The following is a 17,567-nucleotide window of genomic DNA, read 5'->3' on the forward strand; positions in this document are numbered from 1 at the left end:
ACTGTGGCTTTATTCAATTCTTCGTTCCCTTTTTTCCGGCAGCTCGACCAGATGGACTGCGGCCCAACCTGTTTGCGAATGCTGTTGCAGTACTATGACAAGCCCTACTCGATTCAGTACCTGCGGGAGCTGACCCACAAGGGGCGCGGGGGCGTGTCGATGCTGGCCCTGAGCGATGCCGCCGAACAACTGGGCCTGCACACACTGATGGTCAAAGTGCCCTACCAGTTTCTGCTCGACGAGCCCGTGCTGCCTGCCATCGCCTATTTTGGCCGCGAACATTTTGTGGTTATTCACAAGATAAAAAACGACGTCGTTTATCTGGCCGACCCGGCTATTGGACTGATTACTTACGGTAAAGAGGAGTTCTGCCAGCTCTGGCTACAGGGCGGAGAGGGCTATCTGCTGCTACTCGAACCAACGCCCGATTTCTACGCCCGACAACCTGGCGACGACACGCAGTACAAGCGCGATATCCGGTTTCTGTTCCGTTACCTGACGCCCTATCGTCGGCAACTGGCGCAGGTGATGCTTGGTCTTTTCACGGGTACCGCGCTGTCGCTGATGCTGCCGTTTCTGACGCAGAGCGTTGTAGACGTGGGTATCCAGCAGCGTGATCTCAGTTTTATCTACGTCGTGCTGGGGGCGCAGTTGATGCTGTTTATAGGCAAAACATCAATCGACCTGATCCGCTCGTGGCTGCTGATGCACCTGTCGAGCCGGATCAACATCCGCATCCTGTCCGATTTCCTGACCAAGCTCATGCGCCTGCCAATTGGCTTCTTCGACGCCAAGAGTATGGGCGACCTCCTCCAGCGTATGCGCGACCAGGACCGTATCAAAGACTTCCTGACCTCGTCGTCGCTCGACGTGTTGTTTTCACTGGTGCAACTCGTGGTACTGAGCATTGTGCTGATGACCTACAGCCTGCGCATCTGGGTTATTTTCGGATTGGGCAGCGTCTTGTTCATGATCTGGACGCTCGTATTTATGAAACGGCGGAAAGTACTCGATTACAAACGATTCAGGCAGATGGCGACGGTTAGTGCCAACGAGGTACAGTTGGTGCAGGCCATGCCCGAAATCAAACTCCATAACTGCGAAAAACAGAAACGCTGGGAATGGGAAGACATGCAGGCGCAACTGTACCGCATCGACATGCAGGGGTTGCGGCTGGCGCAGTGGCAATCGACCGGTGGGGCGTTCATTAACGAGTTGAAAAATATCGTCATCTCGTTTTTCTCGGCCTACGAGGTTATTCAAGGACATATGACACTGGGCATGATGCTGGCCGCTACCTATATTCTGGGGCAGATCAACGGGCCAATCATCAGTCTGATTAGCTTTATCCAGCAGGCGCAGGATGCCGGGCAGAGCCTCGAACGGCTGAGCGAAATCCACAACCGTCCCGACGAAGACGCCAACCTGAGCATTGCTCTGCCCCCAGACCGCCAGCCAGATATTCGCCTGACCAACGTCACGTTTCGTTATGGCAGCGGGCCACCCGTGTTAAACAACATCAGCCTGACCATACCGGCGGGCCAGACAACCGCCATTGTTGGGGCCAGCGGTAGCGGAAAAACCACGCTCGTTAAGCTGCTGCTGAAGTTTTACCAGCCGGCAAGTGGTGAAATCACTGTCTGTAACATACCGCTGACGCACCTCAACAGCCGCGACTGGCGCGAACGCTGTGGTAGCGTGATGCAGGACGGGTTTATCTTTTCCGACACCATTGCCCGCAACATTGTGCTGCGCGACGAGGTCATCGATAAAGCCCGGTTGCTGCGAAGCGTTGACATGGCTAACGCCCGCGAGTTCATCGAAGCCCTGCCGCTTCATTACAACACCCGAATCGGGGGCGATGGCGTTGGACTAAGTCAGGGGCAAAAACAGCGGCTGCTGATTGCCCGAGCCATTTATTACAACCCGGATATGCTTTTTTTTGACGAAGCGACCAGCTCGCTCGATGCCAGCAATGAAAAAGAAATCACGGATAAGCTGGCTACATATCTGCGTCACAAAACGGCTGTCGTTATTGCCCACCGGCTCAGCACCGTCAAGAATGCCGACCAGATTATTGTGCTCGACCGGGGCGAAATTCGCGAAGTAGGAACCCACGCCAGCCTGGTGCAGAAACGGGGCCTGTACTTTGAACTGGTCCGTAATCAACTCGAATTAGACACTTAAATCGCCCATGAAGAGCGTTGTTATTGCGCCCGCAGAGCTTATTGGGCAGATTGCTGCTACAGCGGCTGCTACCTTCCAGTTGGGCAACCAGCAGATTGGCTGCGGTCTGGTAGAAGACGCTGACCCACCCTTCGACCCGCACGATTCACAGTTTTCAGAGACTGTGCTGCTGAAAAAACGCGCGTTCTCCTGCAATTACCGTGACCGGACAATCATTCAGTGGCTGGCCAATGCATCATCAGCGGTCGTCTCAGCCGATACGGTTCCGTTCGGGTACGTTGGCTCTGAGTTTGTGGCGGAGGTAATCGACGTGGGGCCGCACGTAACGACCCTGGCCGTCGGAGATCGGGTCATTGGCGATAACAGTTATCCGGTAGCACGCGGGCTGGCGCAGCCAGGCGTGGTTACCAACGAAGCCTCGGCCCGGTATGACGTGCTGCCGGAACACAAATTGGTGCGCCTTCCCGATTCCATGCCCGACGATATAGCCGCCGGGTTTTCGCTGGGGGCGCAAACGGCCTATGCCATGGTACGGAAAGCCCGGCCCCAACCCGGTGCCAGCATTCTGCTCACGGCGGCCAGATCCAACACGTCGTTATGTCTCGCACAGGCCCTGAACAACCACGACAACGTCTACGGCCTAACCTCCAGAACAGACCGGGCTGCTGCGTTACAGAGTCTGGGCGTTCGGCAACTGCTGCCGGTCGATTACGCCAGTCCGCAGTTACTGTCAGATGCGCTTCGGCGGGAGTGGGCAGCGAGATTCGATGTTGTCTTCGATCCATTTATCGACGTACACTGGCATCCGGTCAGCGGTCTGCTTGCGCCAGATGCTACTTATGTCAGTTGCGGCCTGTATCACCAGCAGCCATCTGTTGAGCAGCAACTTACGTTCAGCACTGCCGACACCTTTCTAACCTTTTACCGGTTGCTTGTCCAGAATATTAACCTGATAGGCAATTGCCTCGGCACTACCGATGATCTGACCCGCGCCCTCGCCGATTATACCGCAGGTCGTTACTCGGTATGCATTGATTCTGTCTGTCGCGGAAGCGCGGTTGCTACTTTTTTTGAGCGGTCATTTACAGCCCCAGATCGTTTGGGGAAAGTGATTTATTGCTACGAATAGCATCATCTGGCTGAAGATCGACCATAAAATGATGGTAATCTTTCATAAAGTGTGAGAAATCGTGATAACCCCACTCGGTCCAGTCTATGGCAGACCCATATCGCCCATACACAGGCAACGCCTGCCGAAAACGCTGTATCCGCAGGCAATGCTTCGGGCTGAGTGCCATGTGTTCTTTAAAATACCGTTCCAGCGACCGGTTCGTCACGCACAGCAGCGATGCCAGTTGGCGACTGAAGTAGTTGGCACCGTGAAGTTTATCGGGTTGCAACGCCTGTTGTACGTAACCGAGTCGACTATCGGGCGTGGCGCGTCCGACCAGGAGCCGCATCCAGGTGTTCAGCACCTTTTGAACGGTTGCGGGGTAGCCATCTTCGGCGAGCTGCGCTTCCAGCAGGGATGCGTTTGGCAATAGCACGTCCAGCGGCAACAACTGGTTCATCAGTTCCTGACCCTGCACCCGAAACAGGTGATTGGCCGCTGCCGGATGAAACGTTACTCCAATCAAATAATTTCCAAACTGATGTTTATACGATAACCGGCGAGTATGATAACCGACCAGCGCACTATGCGTGCAAGTATAGACCCGCTCGCCCTGCCGACCAAACACCTCGAAGGGGTTGCCCAGATTGACAATCAATATCGATTGCAGTTTCGCCAGATTGATTTCGACAAACCGGCTCTGCTGATGCTGCGGGTTTCGAAGGTCCAGCATCCAATAGGATTCGATGTACAAAAGCAGATCCGACGCCGGAGCCAGCAATTGGTAATGACGGTCGAAATGCGGCTGATGAATCAGCTCTACGGTCAAGGTCTCCATAAGGGTATGTTTTGGCGAATGGTCTTGTTTTGTCGCGTTTTTACACGGATGTCCAGCAATGAGCCTGTTACTTTTGTGTGCTACGTAATTAGATGACTATTAGCCATGTCACGGTTCTGAGGAGGGCTTTTCTCCGTTGAACGCTCCTGCTGAACGCATATATACCACCTGCAAGCTCTACCGGTTTTTTTACGGCTGATTTTCACTGATCGTTCTGCCCGAAAAGCGTGCCGATCCGGGCCATGAAATCCAGTTTTCAGACACTGGGCTGCGGTTAGTGGTCTTCATTTTTTAACCAAACGCTTGTCCCTTGAAACGTCCTGCCAAACGCCATTCAGAACAGGTTTTGATTACCCAGTTGAAACAACGGGATGAGGCTGCCTTTGAGGAGCTATACCGGTATTACTCACCCGCCCTGTATGGGGTTATCCGTAAGATTGTACGAAATGAAGAAGCTGCCCGCGATCTGCTTCAGGATACTTTTATTAAAATATGGCAACGCTTTGCCGCCTACGATCCAGAGAAAGGACGGCTGTTTACGTGGTTGCTGAATATTGCCCGCAATACAGCCATAGACTCCCTCCGCAGAAATCAGTTTACCCAGCCGATGCCAACAAACGAAACCATCCTTTCGGTACTTGGAAACAGACTGGAGGAAGAAATCAACCAGGAAACCATGGATATGGCAGACCAGATCAGGCTGCTGGACGACAATCAGCAAGCTATTTTAAATTTAGTATATTTTTTTGGTTATACGCAGGAAGAAGCAGCCCAGGCGTTACATATTCCGCTGGGAACGGTGAAAACCCGAATCCGGGCCGCGCTTCGACGTCTGCGGGAAGTTTATTCGGATGGTTGAGGGGCGATGTCGACAGGTTTCGGCGTATAAGCATATAATAGTATAAAACCACTGTTACGGCGGTGTATCTCAGCTTTAAAATAGTATGAAAAAGTCAACGCTTCGGTGCCTTCTTTCATCGGAAACGCTTTACAACTACTGCCTTGGGTTGTTGCCTGCCAATAAAACCAGGCAGGTCAGCCGTCTGGAACGACAGTACCCGGCTGTTCGGGCGCAGATCGACCAGACCCTCGGCGCACTTCGCCGGTACAGTACACCGACCGACTTTGTACCGCAGCCCGCCGATACACAGCGGCTGCTGCGTACACTGCGTGCGTTGGCGCAGTTGCCCGTTGAACTGGAGCAGCTACCATTGCTCGATGCCTGGGCCGACGTGGGTCGCTGGCGGCAGGCCGTTGCCACCCTTCAGCCCCCGCCTTCTTTCAAAGAAACATACGTTTATCCCCTGCGCGACGATGCTACCGTTACGCAGCTTTTGGTGTGGGTAGACAAGGAAGTCAGCGTGGAGGAACATCTGTATGAACAGGAAAGCATTCTGATTCTGGAGGGCTATTGCAACGGTTACGTTGGTTCAGCAATATTTCAGCTCGCTCCCGGCGACTATCTGGACATTCCAACCAGAATTTCGCATAGTTTGCAGGTAGTAGAAGGACCGGTTCAATTAATCGTTCAACGCATTAAAGAATCCGCCTTTTGATGCTCGCAGCAATCTAATAAAAAGGAAATAAGACCACGAAGAAGCCTAATCAACAGCGTCGGCCAGTAACATATTGGCCCGTCGGTGCGTTATCAACAAAACTTTTTGTTACGTTAGCTATCAGATTCTGCGCGGCCAATTGGTCGCCGAACTCAACGCATGCCTGTTTCCAAACTGCTGCTTCGCATTTTTCTCGGTCTGTTGGCACTCGTGCTGCTGCTCGCGGGCTTTGCGGTGCTGGTAGCTACCACACCCTGGGGACAGCAGTTTGTAACGAAGCGCGTAAACTCGTATCTGGCACAGAAGCTGCAATCGCCGTTCCGCATCGGAGCCATTCGCTATAAAATTCCCGATTACATCGAACTCGAAGACGTGTTCTTCAAAACGCCACAGGGCGATACGCTGCTCGATGGAGGCCGGATGCGCGTCGACCTCGACATGTGGGGGCTGCTGAACAATAAAATAGCCCTCAACCAGATCGAACTCGAACGCATTCGTCTGAACATCAGCCGAACACTCCCCGACACGACGTTCAATTTTCAGTACATTCTCAATGCCTTCGACACCGGCACGGCCAATGCGTCGGCCCAGCCCCAACCCGCCGATACGGTGTCGACGCCATTAGCCATTAACCTGACGGGTATTTCGCTCAAAGACGTTCGGATCAAGTACCGCGACGATGTAGTTGGGGCCGACGTAAACGCCTATGTCGATAGTCTGCGGGCTAATTTCCAGAAGACCGACGTATACAAGTCGCAGTATTATTTAGAAAACGTAGCCGTCGATGGCCTGAACGTTTATACTCGTCTGTACAACGGCCTGCCCACGCCCGACAGCCCCGACACGAACCCGAACGACACGCTCGATATTGGCCTCGGCAAATGGCAGATCAACCGTGCCAAATGGGACGTGCGCGTTGAAACAGCCGACTTTCGCACCGCAGGCACGGCAGGGCGGCTCACGATGGAGTCGGACTATTTTTACCTGAACGGTCAGAAAATCGGCATTCGCTCATTAGCTCTGGAAAACGCCGACCTGGCGGCTGTGCTGACAAAAGTCAGTAAGCCCATGTCGAAGAGTCCGGCGAAAACGGCCAAACCTGCTCAGGCTCCGGCAGAACCCGCCACGCCGGGCTGGTTCGCCAAACTGGGTACGGTGCGGCTGGCAAACAACCGGATTCGGTTTGACGACGAGAATGCTCCCCGGGCTGGATGGCCCGTGCAAAAACGTGGATTAGATTACGGCCACCTCGACCTGCGTAACCTCGGCATCGATGGCAAAGCGTTGATTTACGAAGACCTCGGCACACGTGGGCAGCGCATCAGTGGATTTCTGCGCAACGGGAAGTTTCGGGCTACAAGCGGCTTCGTTCTTCAGCAACTCGACGGCGATTTGCTTTATACCGACCGCACAACGCAGCTTACAAACCTCTACATACAAACCCCAACCAGCCTGCTGCGCGATCAGGTAGTGCTGCGCTACGATTCGCTGGGGCAGTTGAGCAACCCGCGTTTCGCCCGACGCGTGGCCGTGCGCGTCAATCTGCGCGATAGCCGACTGTCGGTGGCCGACGTGCTGCAATTAGCTCCATTTCTGGCCGATACGCCCCCCTTCACCGACCGCACGGGCGTTTTCCGGGCTTCGACGCAACTCACCGGTACGCTGGCATCGCTGAACGTGCCGCGCTTCGAGCTGGCGATGCTGTCAGGAACGCGCATCCGGGCCAATGGGCGGCTCACCAACGTAACCGACCCTGATCGGATTGGGCTTGACCTGACTATTTCGGAAGGTACAACCCGGCTGGCCGACATTCAGAAATTAGTGCCGAAAGGTACGATTCCCAATACCGTTGACCTGCCGCCCGATTTGCGCCTGACGGGCCAATTGCGCGGTCAGCTCGATAACCTGACCGCCGATGCCCGGTTAGCGACAAGCTGGGGTACGGCAGCCTTCGATGGTCGACTGGCGGGGTTTGTATCGGGCAAAAATCAGACGTATGACGGTACGCTGAACCTGACAAATTTCGACGCGGGCAAGTGGCTGAAACAGCCGAAAACGCTGGGCATTATCACGGGGCGGGCTTCGTTCAACGGGCGCGGCATCGACCCAAAAACCCTGACTACCCGCTTCGACCTCGACGTACAGACCGCCAACCTCAACGGCTATCGGTATCAGAACTTAGTAGCCGAAGGTCGACTGGCAAACAGCAACCTGACGCTGACGGGTTCGCTGAATGACCCCAACGCCAATCTGAGTCTCGACATACAGTCGGACCTGAAAACAGATTACCCAACCGTGGCGGGCCGGGCCAATGTGCAGCAACTGAATTTGCAGGCTCTAAAACTCTACAAAGACCCGCTGTCGCTGAAAGGCGATATTCTGCTGGATATGACCTCGACCGACCCGGCGCGGCCCGTGGGTACGATTTCGGCGGCTGAGGCTGTGGTAACGCTGAACGGCAAAAGCTACCCCATCGACTCGCTATACGCCCGGCTGTCGGCCAACGGCACAACCAAGAACGTAGTGGCACGGGTGCCGGGGGCGCAGGTGCGGCTCAACGGGCAGTTCGAGTACACGCAGTTGTATGACATCGTGGTGGGCGAAATCAGCAGGTACATTGCCATTCCCGATCTGACCTACAAGCCGGTGCCACCGCCGTATGCGTTTTCGATAGGGCTGAAAGCGTATCAGAATCCGCTCTTGCAGGCATTTGTTCCGGCCCTGACGCGCTTGGATACGGTGCGGCTCAACGCCTATCTCGACAGTCAGAACCGCTCAGACAGCCTGTTGGCACTGTCTGGAGATACAACCCTGTCGGCTACCCTTCGCACGGGCGTGATTGTGTATGATACGATAACCATTCAATCCACTGCGCTCACGCTGCGGGCAGTAAACAACACCTTGAACGTAACGGGTCAGGTCGATGGTGCCCTGTACGAGGGCTACAAAATAGGCCAAACCAACCTGACGGGTACAGCGGCCAACAACCGGCTGCGTTTCGCCGTGGTCAGCAGAGATTCCGTCGATCAGGACCGGCATGGGCTGGCCGGTACGCTCAGTATCGTTGATAAGAACTACCGGCTTCAACTGGCCCGCGAGGGGCTACTGACCAATTATGAACCCTGGACTGCCGATACCACCGGCTTTGCTCAATACGGCCCCGACGGGGTACTGATCGATAATCTGCGCTTGGAAACCGACGGGCAGTTTATCAACGTCAGCAGCACCGAGCAGTACGGCAACGCGCCTATTCGGGTAACAGCCCAACGAGTCAACTTAGCCAATCTGGCGCGGCTGGCCGGGCAGGATACTACGCTGGCGAGTGGTGAACTGAATGGCACCGTGATTGTGCGCGATTATCTGGCCGAAGACAGCCAACTGGCGTTCACTGGCTCGGTGTACGTCGATAGCCTGCGCGTAATAGAGAAACCTATCGGCAACCTGACGGCCCGGTTCAGCAACAACGCAGATGGCCGCATCAACGTCAATACAGTCTTGACCGGGCCGTATAATGACGCCACCGTAGTTGGCTTTTACAATCCTGAGAATGAAAAACAGGCTCTCGATCTGGCTATTAAACTGAACCGATTGGACGCCCGAACTATAGAAGCGTTCAGTTTCGGCGAACTGAGGCAGGCAAAGGGGCAGCTAACCGGTGAATTCAGCGTGGCAGGAGCCATCGACAACCCGCAACTAAACGGCAACGTAGCCTTCGACTCGGTGGCGTTCAACATCAAACAACTGAACGCGACGTACCGAATCGACAAGGAAAATCTGGTCTTCAGCGGTCAGACCATCACCCTGACCAACTTCGACATTCGTGACCAGAAAGGACGGACGCTCACTACCGACGGCACGGTGGTGCTACGCAACCTGCCCGACGCTGCCTACGATTTGCGGGTGCGCGGAAGACAGTTTCAGGTGCTGAACGCGGCCCGAAAAGATAACGATTATGCCTACGGGCAGGCGTCGGTGAGTGCCGACCTGCGCATCAAAGGGGCCGGTTCCAACGCGTCGATTACGGGTAAGGTGAAGCTCGAAGAAGGCAGCAAAATTTCGATAGTGCTACCCGACGAATCGCTGAGTGCCGAGGAGGGCAACAAGGTTGTGACGTTTGTCGACCACCGCGATTCGTTGCTGATCGCCAAATACCTGTATCGCCCCAAACGCGACAGTGCGCGGGCTAAATTAGCCTTCGATGAACTCAGCAATTCCACGATTTCGCTGGATTTGGAAGCCGACGAGAAATCGGAACTGACCATCGTGGTCGATGAACTCAACGGCGACTACCTGCGGGCGCGGGGCCGGGCGCAACTCAACGTGGGCGTGAATGCCGCTGGCGAAATCCGCGTGCTGGGCCGCTACGACGTAACCGAGGGCGAATACTCGCTGACCTACGAAGTGCTGAAACGCAAGTTTGCCATTCAGAAAGGCGGCTATATTAACTTCACCGGCGACCCGCTCCGGGCCGATATCAATATTACCGCCATTTATGAAGTTGAAGCAGCACCCAATGACCTTATTGGCAATGAATCGACACAGTTGGGAAACACCGCCACCCGGCGCAAGCTGCCGTTTGAGGTAGCACTGACCATTAGTGAGAACTTAGCTACACCGAAGTTGGATTTCGACATTCGCCTGCCCGAAGCCGAGGGCAGCGCGGCTGGGACGTCAAGCGCGTTGGGAACGGCCATTGTCAACAAACTGAGAACACTCCGGTTAGACCAGTCGCAGATTAATAAACAGGTATTTGCGCTGCTGATTTTAAATCGGTTTCTGCCCGAAAACACCGCAGATTTCTTCTCCAGTTCAAACGGTACGGGGCTGAACAATCAGGCCGAAAACCTGGCCCGCAACAGCGTTAGCAAGCTCATTTCCGATCAGTTGGGGCGGCTGGCATCGAACTTGCTGAAGGGCTTCGACGTAGACGTAAACTTGGTATCGCAAACGGGCAGCGCGAACACGGGTGGCACCACCAATGGTGCCCGAACCGACCTGAACGTAGGACTGTCGCGCAGTTTTCTGGAAGGACGTATTACGGTATCGGTCGGGAAAAATTTCGTACTCGAAAATACGGCGGGCGCAGCTACGGCAGCTAATCAGGTGTTCGATAACGTAACGGTCAACTACAACGTCACGCCCGACGGTCGGTATGTGCTGCGGGCGTATCGGCGCAACGACTATCAGGCCGTGCTCGACGGGTTTATTATTGAAACTGGCGTTGGTTTCGTCATCACCATCGATTACAATACACTGGCCGACATGTTTCGCCGAAGTTCCGATGCGGCTCTGAACTGACATGACTGAGATACACCCCACCCCCAACCCCTCCCCAGTAGGGAGGGGCTTTTTAAAAAGGCGTTCGCTGATAAGCCCCTCCCTACTGGGGAGGGGTTGGGGTGGGGTGTATCTGCTGCTTATTCTGCTGCTCAACGCCTGCAACATTGCCAAAAACCTGCCAGCCAATGAGCGGCTTTACATGGGCACTGACATTGTGCTGAAACCCGATTCAACGATTTCTACAACCGATCAGGCGGCCATCACCGAACAACTGACGGCTCTGGCCCGGCCCCGTCCCAACAAAAAACTGTTCGGGTATCCCTACAAGGTTGGGCTTTATTACCTCTTTGGCGAACCTAAAAAAGAGAACGGTTTTCGGTCGTGGTTCCGGCGCAAATTTGGCGAAGAGCCGGTGCTGGCGAGCGCAAAGGCTATTTCGTCGAGTATTCCAATCTGGGAAGCTGCTCTGCGAAACGAAGGCTATTTCGGCTCAACCGTGACAGGGCAGCTTCTGGAAGAAAGTTACCGGGCGAAGGGCGTTTATGAGGTGACGGTGAAGCCGCGATTTTATATCGACTCGGTGGGCATTCTGGCCGATTCGACGCCCATAGGCCGATCACTTCGGTTTGTGAGTCGTCGCCCCGCATTGCGGAAAGGCGATCCATACCGGCTTGAAACCATCAAAAACGAGCGCGAACGTATCGGGCAATTGCTCAAGCAACGGGGGTTTTATTACTTCATTCCCGACTACGTGGCCGTGCTGGCTGATAACGATTCGGTGGCCCATCGTACCGACCTGTTTTTTGCCATAAAGCCCGAAATTCCCGACGCGGCCCGCGAAGAATACGACATCCGCAACGTATTCATCTACCCAAACTATAACCTGTCTACGGCGCAGTCTGATACCAACCTGAGCCAGGCGTATCGGTCGCCGGAGGGGTTCCGCATTGTCGATTCAACGCGTCGCTTCAACCCGAAGTTGTTCCGGGACGTGGTAACGGTGTTGCCCGGCACGCGCTACAACGCCCGGCAGCAGGACCTGACGCTGTCGCGATTCATTAATCTCGGCACGTTTAAGTTTGTCCGTAACCGCTTTGAACCGGCTCAACAGGGCGATTCTGCCGTACTTGACGTACACTATTACCTGACGCCAAGCCCTAACAAAGCCGTTCGGCTGGAGCTTGACGGCACCTCACGTTCCAACAACTTCAACGGGGGGCAGGCTGTACTGAGCTGGCGTAACCGTAATGCGCTCAGGCGGGCCGAACTCCTGACCCTCAACGCCAATGCCGGTATCGAATTTCAGGTGGGTGGCGGTGCACAGGCGATCACAAACTACCGGTTTGGAGCCGATGCCGTGCTTAGCCTTCCGCGTTTGGTAGGGCCGGTCCGGTTTCGCCAATATCAGCGAACAGCCCTGCCTAAAACCAACATTACGCTTGGTTATCAGGCCAATATCCGGGGCGATTTGTATCGTATTAATTCGGCCCAAACTACCTTCGGCTACGCCTGGCGTCAGAGTCAGCAAATTGAACACGTATTTCAGCCGTTCAACGTAAACTATATTTTCGTGCCGCTGAGTCGCGTAACCGACCGTTTCTACGAAATCCTGTTCGACCCCGATGCCGACGCACTCGTGAAGCGGCAGCTCAATCAGATTCTTTCTTCAGATCAGCTCATTCTGAGCACGTTGTATACGTTTAATTACAACTCGCTGCCCCGACCGAACAGCCCCACTACGTTTCGTCTGACGACGAACGCCGAAATAGCCGGAAACTTGGCGAGCCTGTTTATTCCTCTGAGAGAAGGACAGGATCGAAAAACGATTTTAAACGTTCCGTTCGCGCAGTATGCCCGAGTAGATGCCGATGCCCGGCTATACCGAAGACTAACGTCGAATATGACCCTGGCAAACCGTCTGTTTGTTGGGCTGGGGCTTCCCTATGGAAATTCGAATGGCTTTACGCTTCCGCTAACCCGGCAGTATTTTGTGGGTGGCAGCAACAGCATCCGTGCCTTTCGGCCCCGCGCTATCGGGCCGGGCCTGTACACCCGCGACACCCTGCGCGACGTGCCGTTGTTTCAGGATGGCGGGGGTGATATTCGACTCGAAGCCAACACCGAACTGCGTTATAAATTCAATAAATATTTTGAGGGAGCAGCCTTTATTGATGCCGGTAATATCTGGACCTTTTACCCCGGCGAAGGGTTCACCACCGACGCTACCCTGTCGCAGTTCCGGCGTGACTTTTACCGGCAGATTGCCATCGGCACCGGGATTGGCCTGCGCGTCGACCTGTCGTATTTTCTGATACGCTTAGATTTGGGTACTCCGCTCCGCAAACCCTACAAAACCAACGGCAGCGAGTGGGTCATCGATCAGATCAACCTCCGCGATCCAACCTGGCGACGACAAAACATTGTGCTGAACATCGCCGTGGGTTATCCGTTTTAGACATCGAAACTACAGCACCGGCCTCAGCACCCGCCAGACCGTTTCGGCTACGATTTTGTGGCCCGCCGGGGTTGGATGAATACCATCGGGCAGATTTAATTTTGGCACTCCGCCCACCCCTTCGAGCAGAAACGGAATCAGCACGGCCTTGTTTTTGTCGGCCAGTTCTTTAAATAAATCGCGGAACTCGCGGGTGTAGCTTGTGCCGAGGTTGGGCGGAATCTGCATCCCGGCCAGCACAATGGTAGCGTCGGGGTTTTTCTTCCGAACGGTATCCATAATGGCTTGCAGGTTTCGGCGCGTATCGGTCAGGGGCAGACCGCGCAGCCCATCGTTGCCACCTAATTCGAGAACAAACACCGATACGGGCTGGCGCAGTACCCAGCCAATCCGGCTTTTGCCACCTGCCGTAGTTTCGCCACTCAGCCCGGCATTCACAACCGTATAGTTTAATTTCAGCGAGTCGATTTTTTTACCCACCAGCGCAGGAAACGCTTCGTCCGGCTCTACGCCATAACCCGCCGTAAGGCTATTCCCATAAAAAAGTATAACGCGTTTCGTTGCGGCTGATTGCGCGTTTGCCAACTGCCTATTGCCAGTTGCCAACTGCTGGCTGTTGGCTGTTGATTGTTCACTGTTCGAGCCGCATCCCCACACCGCTGATAACAGCAGCAGGCCGCTTATAAAAGAAATGGGTGTTGATTTCGTTTTCCAGAACTTCATCGTTTATCTGTCAGTTTGTGTTTAAACGCAGCGGAGAGGGAGAATTGCGCAGAGAATGCAAAGATACTCCCTGAACGCTGCACAAAACCTCTGTTCCCTCTGGGTTTAACACCAACATGAGCATTTTACGGGTCGAAAATCTGACTAAAACATACACCAGCGGGGGCCGTGAGTTAACGGTGCTACACGACGTTAATTTTTCGCTCGAACCGGGCGATACGTTCGCTATTGTTGGTCCCAGCGGTAGCGGCAAAACTACGTTGCTGGGTCTGTGTGCCGGGCTTGACCGGGCGTCGTCGGGCAGCGTATTTCTGAACGAAATCCGGCTCGATACGCTCAGCGAAGACCAGCGGGCAGCCATTCGGAACCAGTACGTTGGGTTTATCTTTCAAAACTTTCAACTGCTGCCTACGCTCACGGCGCTCGAAAATGTGATGGTGCCGCTCGAACTGCGGGGCGAACGCGGAGCGCAGAAAACGGCGCAGGCTTTGCTTGAGCGCGTGGGGCTGGGGCAGCGCGGCCACCACTACCCTACCCAACTGTCGGGGGGCGAGCAGCAGCGTGTGTCGCTGGCGCGGGCCTTCGCCAATCGTCCGAAATTACTTTTCGCCGACGAACCCACCGGCAACCTCGACACCGACACCAGCGCAACCGTTGTCGATCTGCTGTTTGAACTCAACCGGGAGGCTGGCACCACGCTCGTGTTGGTCACGCACGACCTCGAATTAGCCGCCCGCACCCAGCGCATGATCAGAATCCGGGGTGGTGCGGTGGTGGAGGATACACAATTGATATTGAATGATCGAATGACGGAATGATTGAATGCAGGCATTCGCGTTTCAAAAAGTCAATCATTCCGTCATTCAACTAGTCAACCATGAATACCTCCTGGCTTTTTCGCATGGCCTGGCGCGACAGCCGCCGAAGCCGCCAACGCCTGCTGCTGTTTATGTCGGCCATTGTGCTGGGCATTGCGGCTCTCGTTGCCATCAACTCCTTCGGCGACAACCTCGCCCGCAGCATCGACGAACAGGCCCGCGAACTGCTCGGTGCCGACCTAACGCTGTCGTACAACCGACCGCCTTCGCCCAAAACAAATCAACTGATTAAAAACATTGGTAACGACCGCGCTTTTGAGGTCTCATTTGCTTCATTAGTTTCTATCCCGAAAACGGGGGGCGTTCGGCTGGCACAGGTGAAAGGGCTGGAGGGCCGTTTTCCATATTATGGGGATTGGGAGGTAGAACCCGCGTCGGTCATCGCAACATTCCGGCAGGCCAGCAACCGCGTGGCGTTGGTCGATGATGGGTTGTTAGTGCAGTTGAATGCCCAACCCGGCGACTCGGTAAAGGTCGGGAATCTGTCGTTTCTCATTGTCGGACGCGTTACGAAAACGCCGGGTCAGGCCGTTGTGGCGGCAACGGTAGCCCCAACGGTATTTATACCGAACAAGTTTTTAGCCAACACGGGCCTGTTGCAGCGCGGTAGCCGGATTTCTTACAAGTATTATTATCAGTTCAGGCCTGGCACCAACGTAGATGCGTATCTAAAAACAATCTCAGCCCGACTCGACAAAGAGGGTATAAATTCAGACACGGTAGCTGAGCGCAAGCGGCAAACAGGACGCTCATTTGCCGATCTGACCAAGTACCTGAGTTTGGTAGCGTTTGTGGCTCTGCTGCTGGGTTGCGTGGGCGTGGCGAGTGCTGTGCAGTTGTACGTGCGCGAGAAAATTGCCTCCGTTGCCATTCTACGCACATTGGGCGCGAGCGGGCGGCAGGCCATGCTCATTTACCTGTATCAAACCGCGCTCATGGGTTTGCTGGGGGCCATTATTGGGGCCGTGCTTGGCTCTGGAGTACAATGGCTGCTACCCCGTGTTTTCGGCGATTTTCTGCCTGTAACGGTCGAAACGGCCCTGTCGGCTCCTGCTGTGGTGGGTGGCATCAGCACAGGACTGCTTATTTCGGTGCTGTTTGCCCTGCTGCCGCTGTTGAGCATACGCAATGTGTCGCCCCTGCGAGCGATACGCACGGCTTACGAAGACGACCTGAGCCGACGCGACCCGCTGCGGTGGGCCGTGTATCTGCTTATCATCGGGTTCATCGTTGGCTTTGCGTACTGGCAAACGCGCAATTTCGGGCTGGCCGTGGGTTTCACGGGCGGACTGGCATTGGCGTTCGGCATCCTGACCGCGCTGGGTCTGGGGCTAATCTGGTTAGTACGTCGGTTCTTCCCGGCGTCGTGGAGTTATGTCTGGCGGCAAAGTTTAGCGAACCTGTATCGACCTAATAACCAGACGCTTATTCTGGTCACGTCCATCGGCTTAGGCGCATTTCTGATTGCCACGCTCTCGCTTACGCAGGGCTTGCTGCTGGGCCGGGTCGAGTTGTCGGGCAGTGGTAATCAGCCGAATATGGTGCTGTTCGACATTCAGAACGAACAGGCTGCCGGGGTTCGGTCGCTGGTACAGGCGCAGCGGTTGCCCATCTTGCAGGAAGTGCCGGTGGTGACGATGCGGCTCTCGGCCATCAACGGGCGCAACGCCGAAGCAATCCGCAAAGACACGTCGGCCAAGATTCCAGATTGGGCCTTAACCCGCGAGTACCGGGTCACGTACCGCGACACGCTGATTTCGTCGGAGAAACTATTGACCGGCAGAGCGCAACGGCAGGAAAACGGCGCGGTGTACGTCACGGTCGAGAAAGATTACCTCGAACGGCTACACCTGAAACTCGGCGATACGCTGACGTTCAACGTACAGGGTCTGCCCATTCCGGCTATTATCGGCGGCACGCGCGAAGTAGACTGGAACCGCGTACAGACCAATTTTCTGCTGGTTTTCCCGTCGGGCGTACTCGATCAGGCACCGCAATTCCGGGTGCTGATGACCCGCGTTCCTGATACGCAAACCTCGGCCCGGTTGCAGCGCGATCTGGTGAATCAATTTCCGAACGTATCGGCTATCGATCTGGGATTAATCCTGAAAACGGTTGACGAGATTCTGAGCAAAATCTCATTCGTTATTCGGTTTATGGCCCTATTCAGTATCCTGACGGGGCTACTGGTGCTGAGCAGTTCGGTGGTTATCAGCAAATATCAACGTTTGCGGGAGAGTGTGCTGCTCCGCACGTTAGGCGCAAGCCGGGCTCAGATTCTGCGGATTACGGCTCTTGAATACGGGTTGCTGGGCTTGCTGGCGGCTCTGTCGGGTATTCTGCTGTCGCTGGCTGGCACGTGGGCATTAGCGCAATTTGTGTTTGAAGTACCCTTCCGCCCCAACGCGCTGCCGTTGGTGGTCGTTGCTGGCGTTGTTACAGGGCTAACGGTGCTGATTGGTCTCTTCAACAGCCGCGACGTACTGATACGTTCGCCGTTGGAGGTGCTGCGCAACGAAGGGTAGGCGATAAAACCGTC

The 17,567-nt window shown here is 55.1% G+C and carries 9 protein-coding genes and 1 pseudogene; 8 read left to right on the plus strand and 2 right to left on the minus strand.

The window, feature by feature from the left end:
• The first annotated feature begins 3 nt into the window (after nucleotides 1–3).
• Nucleotides 4–2,187, plus strand: coding sequence for a peptidase domain-containing ABC transporter (locus AWR27_RS15355; RefSeq protein ID WP_257788517.1), 2,184 nt, complete (start codon nucleotides 4–6; stop codon nucleotides 2,185–2,187).
• Between the two features lie 7 nt (nucleotides 2,188–2,194).
• Nucleotides 2,195–3,316, plus strand: a complete 1,122-nt coding sequence (locus AWR27_RS15360; protein WP_077131982.1) for an MDR/zinc-dependent alcohol dehydrogenase-like family protein — start codon at nucleotides 2,195–2,197, stop codon at nucleotides 3,314–3,316.
• Here the strand turns inward: AWR27_RS15360 and AWR27_RS15365 are convergent.
• Nucleotides 3,270–4,136 (minus strand): DUF6597 domain-containing transcriptional factor, encoded by an 867-nt coding sequence (locus tag AWR27_RS15365; RefSeq protein ID WP_077131983.1) that lies wholly within the window; start codon nucleotides 4,134–4,136, stop codon nucleotides 3,270–3,272. The two genes, AWR27_RS15360 and AWR27_RS15365, sit on opposite strands and share 47 nt — an antisense overlap.
• A 310-nt stretch (nucleotides 4,137–4,446) precedes the next feature.
• Here AWR27_RS15365 and AWR27_RS15370 point away from each other — a divergent pair, with 310 nt between their 5' ends.
• The 4 genes from AWR27_RS15370 (at nucleotide 4,447) to tamL (ending at nucleotide 13,427) form a co-directional block, all read left to right on the plus strand.
• Nucleotides 4,447–4,995: an RNA polymerase sigma factor gene (locus AWR27_RS15370; protein ID WP_077131984.1), complete on the plus strand. Its 549-nt coding sequence runs from the start codon at nucleotides 4,447–4,449 to the stop codon at nucleotides 4,993–4,995.
• An 85-nt stretch (nucleotides 4,996–5,080) separates the two neighbouring features.
• Nucleotides 5,081–5,692: a cupin domain-containing protein gene (locus AWR27_RS15375; RefSeq protein WP_077131985.1), complete on the plus strand. Its 612-nt coding sequence runs from the start codon at nucleotides 5,081–5,083 to the stop codon at nucleotides 5,690–5,692.
• Between the two features lie 159 nt (nucleotides 5,693–5,851).
• On the plus strand, nucleotides 5,852–10,990 hold the full coding sequence (locus AWR27_RS15380) for a translocation/assembly module TamB domain-containing protein (RefSeq protein WP_077131986.1): 5,139 nt from the start codon (nucleotides 5,852–5,854) through the stop codon (nucleotides 10,988–10,990).
• A 1-nt stretch (nucleotide 10,991) separates the two neighbouring features.
• Nucleotides 10,992–13,427, plus strand: a complete 2,436-nt coding sequence (gene tamL, locus AWR27_RS15385) for a translocation and assembly module lipoprotein TamL (protein WP_232325846.1) — start codon at nucleotides 10,992–10,994, stop codon at nucleotides 13,425–13,427.
• Nucleotides 13,428–13,436: 9 nt separating this feature from the next.
• Here tamL and AWR27_RS15390 read toward each other — a convergent pair whose 3' ends face one another.
• Nucleotides 13,437–14,150, minus strand: a complete 714-nt coding sequence (locus AWR27_RS15390; protein ID WP_077131987.1) for an arylesterase — start codon at nucleotides 14,148–14,150, stop codon at nucleotides 13,437–13,439.
• Nucleotides 14,151–14,314: 164 nt separating this feature from the next.
• On the opposite strand from AWR27_RS15390, the pseudogene AWR27_RS15395 reads away from it, so the two are divergent.
• Together AWR27_RS15395 and AWR27_RS15400 are read left to right on the plus strand one after the other, a co-directional pair.
• A pseudogene (locus AWR27_RS15395) lies at nucleotides 14,315–14,968 on the plus strand (ABC transporter ATP-binding protein); the annotation flags it as partial.
• Between the two features lie 59 nt (nucleotides 14,969–15,027).
• Nucleotides 15,028–17,553 carry an ABC transporter permease gene (locus tag AWR27_RS15400; protein ID WP_418346586.1) on the plus strand — a complete coding sequence of 842 codons (2,526 nt, stop codon included), beginning with the start codon at nucleotides 15,028–15,030 and terminating at the stop codon, nucleotides 17,551–17,553.
• Nucleotides 17,554–17,567: the final 14 nt, after the last annotated feature.

The organism is Spirosoma montaniterrae (assembly GCF_001988955.1).
Lineage (GTDB): Bacteria > Bacteroidota > Bacteroidia > Cytophagales > Spirosomataceae > Spirosoma > Spirosoma montaniterrae.

What these genes read in the sequence shown, in the direction of transcription:
- AWR27_RS15400 (WP_418346586.1), top strand. Translation starts at nt 15,028, where the DNA reads ATGAATACCTCCTGGCTTTTTCGCATGGCCTGGCGCGACAGCCGCCGA.
- AWR27_RS15380 (WP_077131986.1), top strand. Translation starts at nt 5,852, where the DNA reads ATGCCTGTTTCCAAACTGCTGCTTCGCATTTTTCTCGGTCTGTTGGCA.
- AWR27_RS15365 (WP_077131983.1), bottom strand. Translation starts at nt 4,136, where the DNA reads ATGGAGACCTTGACCGTAGAGCTGATTCATCAGCCGCATTTCGACCGT.
- AWR27_RS15390 (WP_077131987.1), bottom strand. Translation starts at nt 14,150, where the DNA reads ATGAAGTTCTGGAAAACGAAATCAACACCCATTTCTTTTATAAGCGGC.
- tamL (WP_232325846.1), top strand. Translation starts at nt 10,992, where the DNA reads ATGACTGAGATACACCCCACCCCCAACCCCTCCCCAGTAGGGAGGGGC.
- AWR27_RS15360 (WP_077131982.1), top strand. Translation starts at nt 2,195, where the DNA reads ATGAAGAGCGTTGTTATTGCGCCCGCAGAGCTTATTGGGCAGATTGCT.
- AWR27_RS15375 (WP_077131985.1), top strand. Translation starts at nt 5,081, where the DNA reads ATGAAAAAGTCAACGCTTCGGTGCCTTCTTTCATCGGAAACGCTTTAC.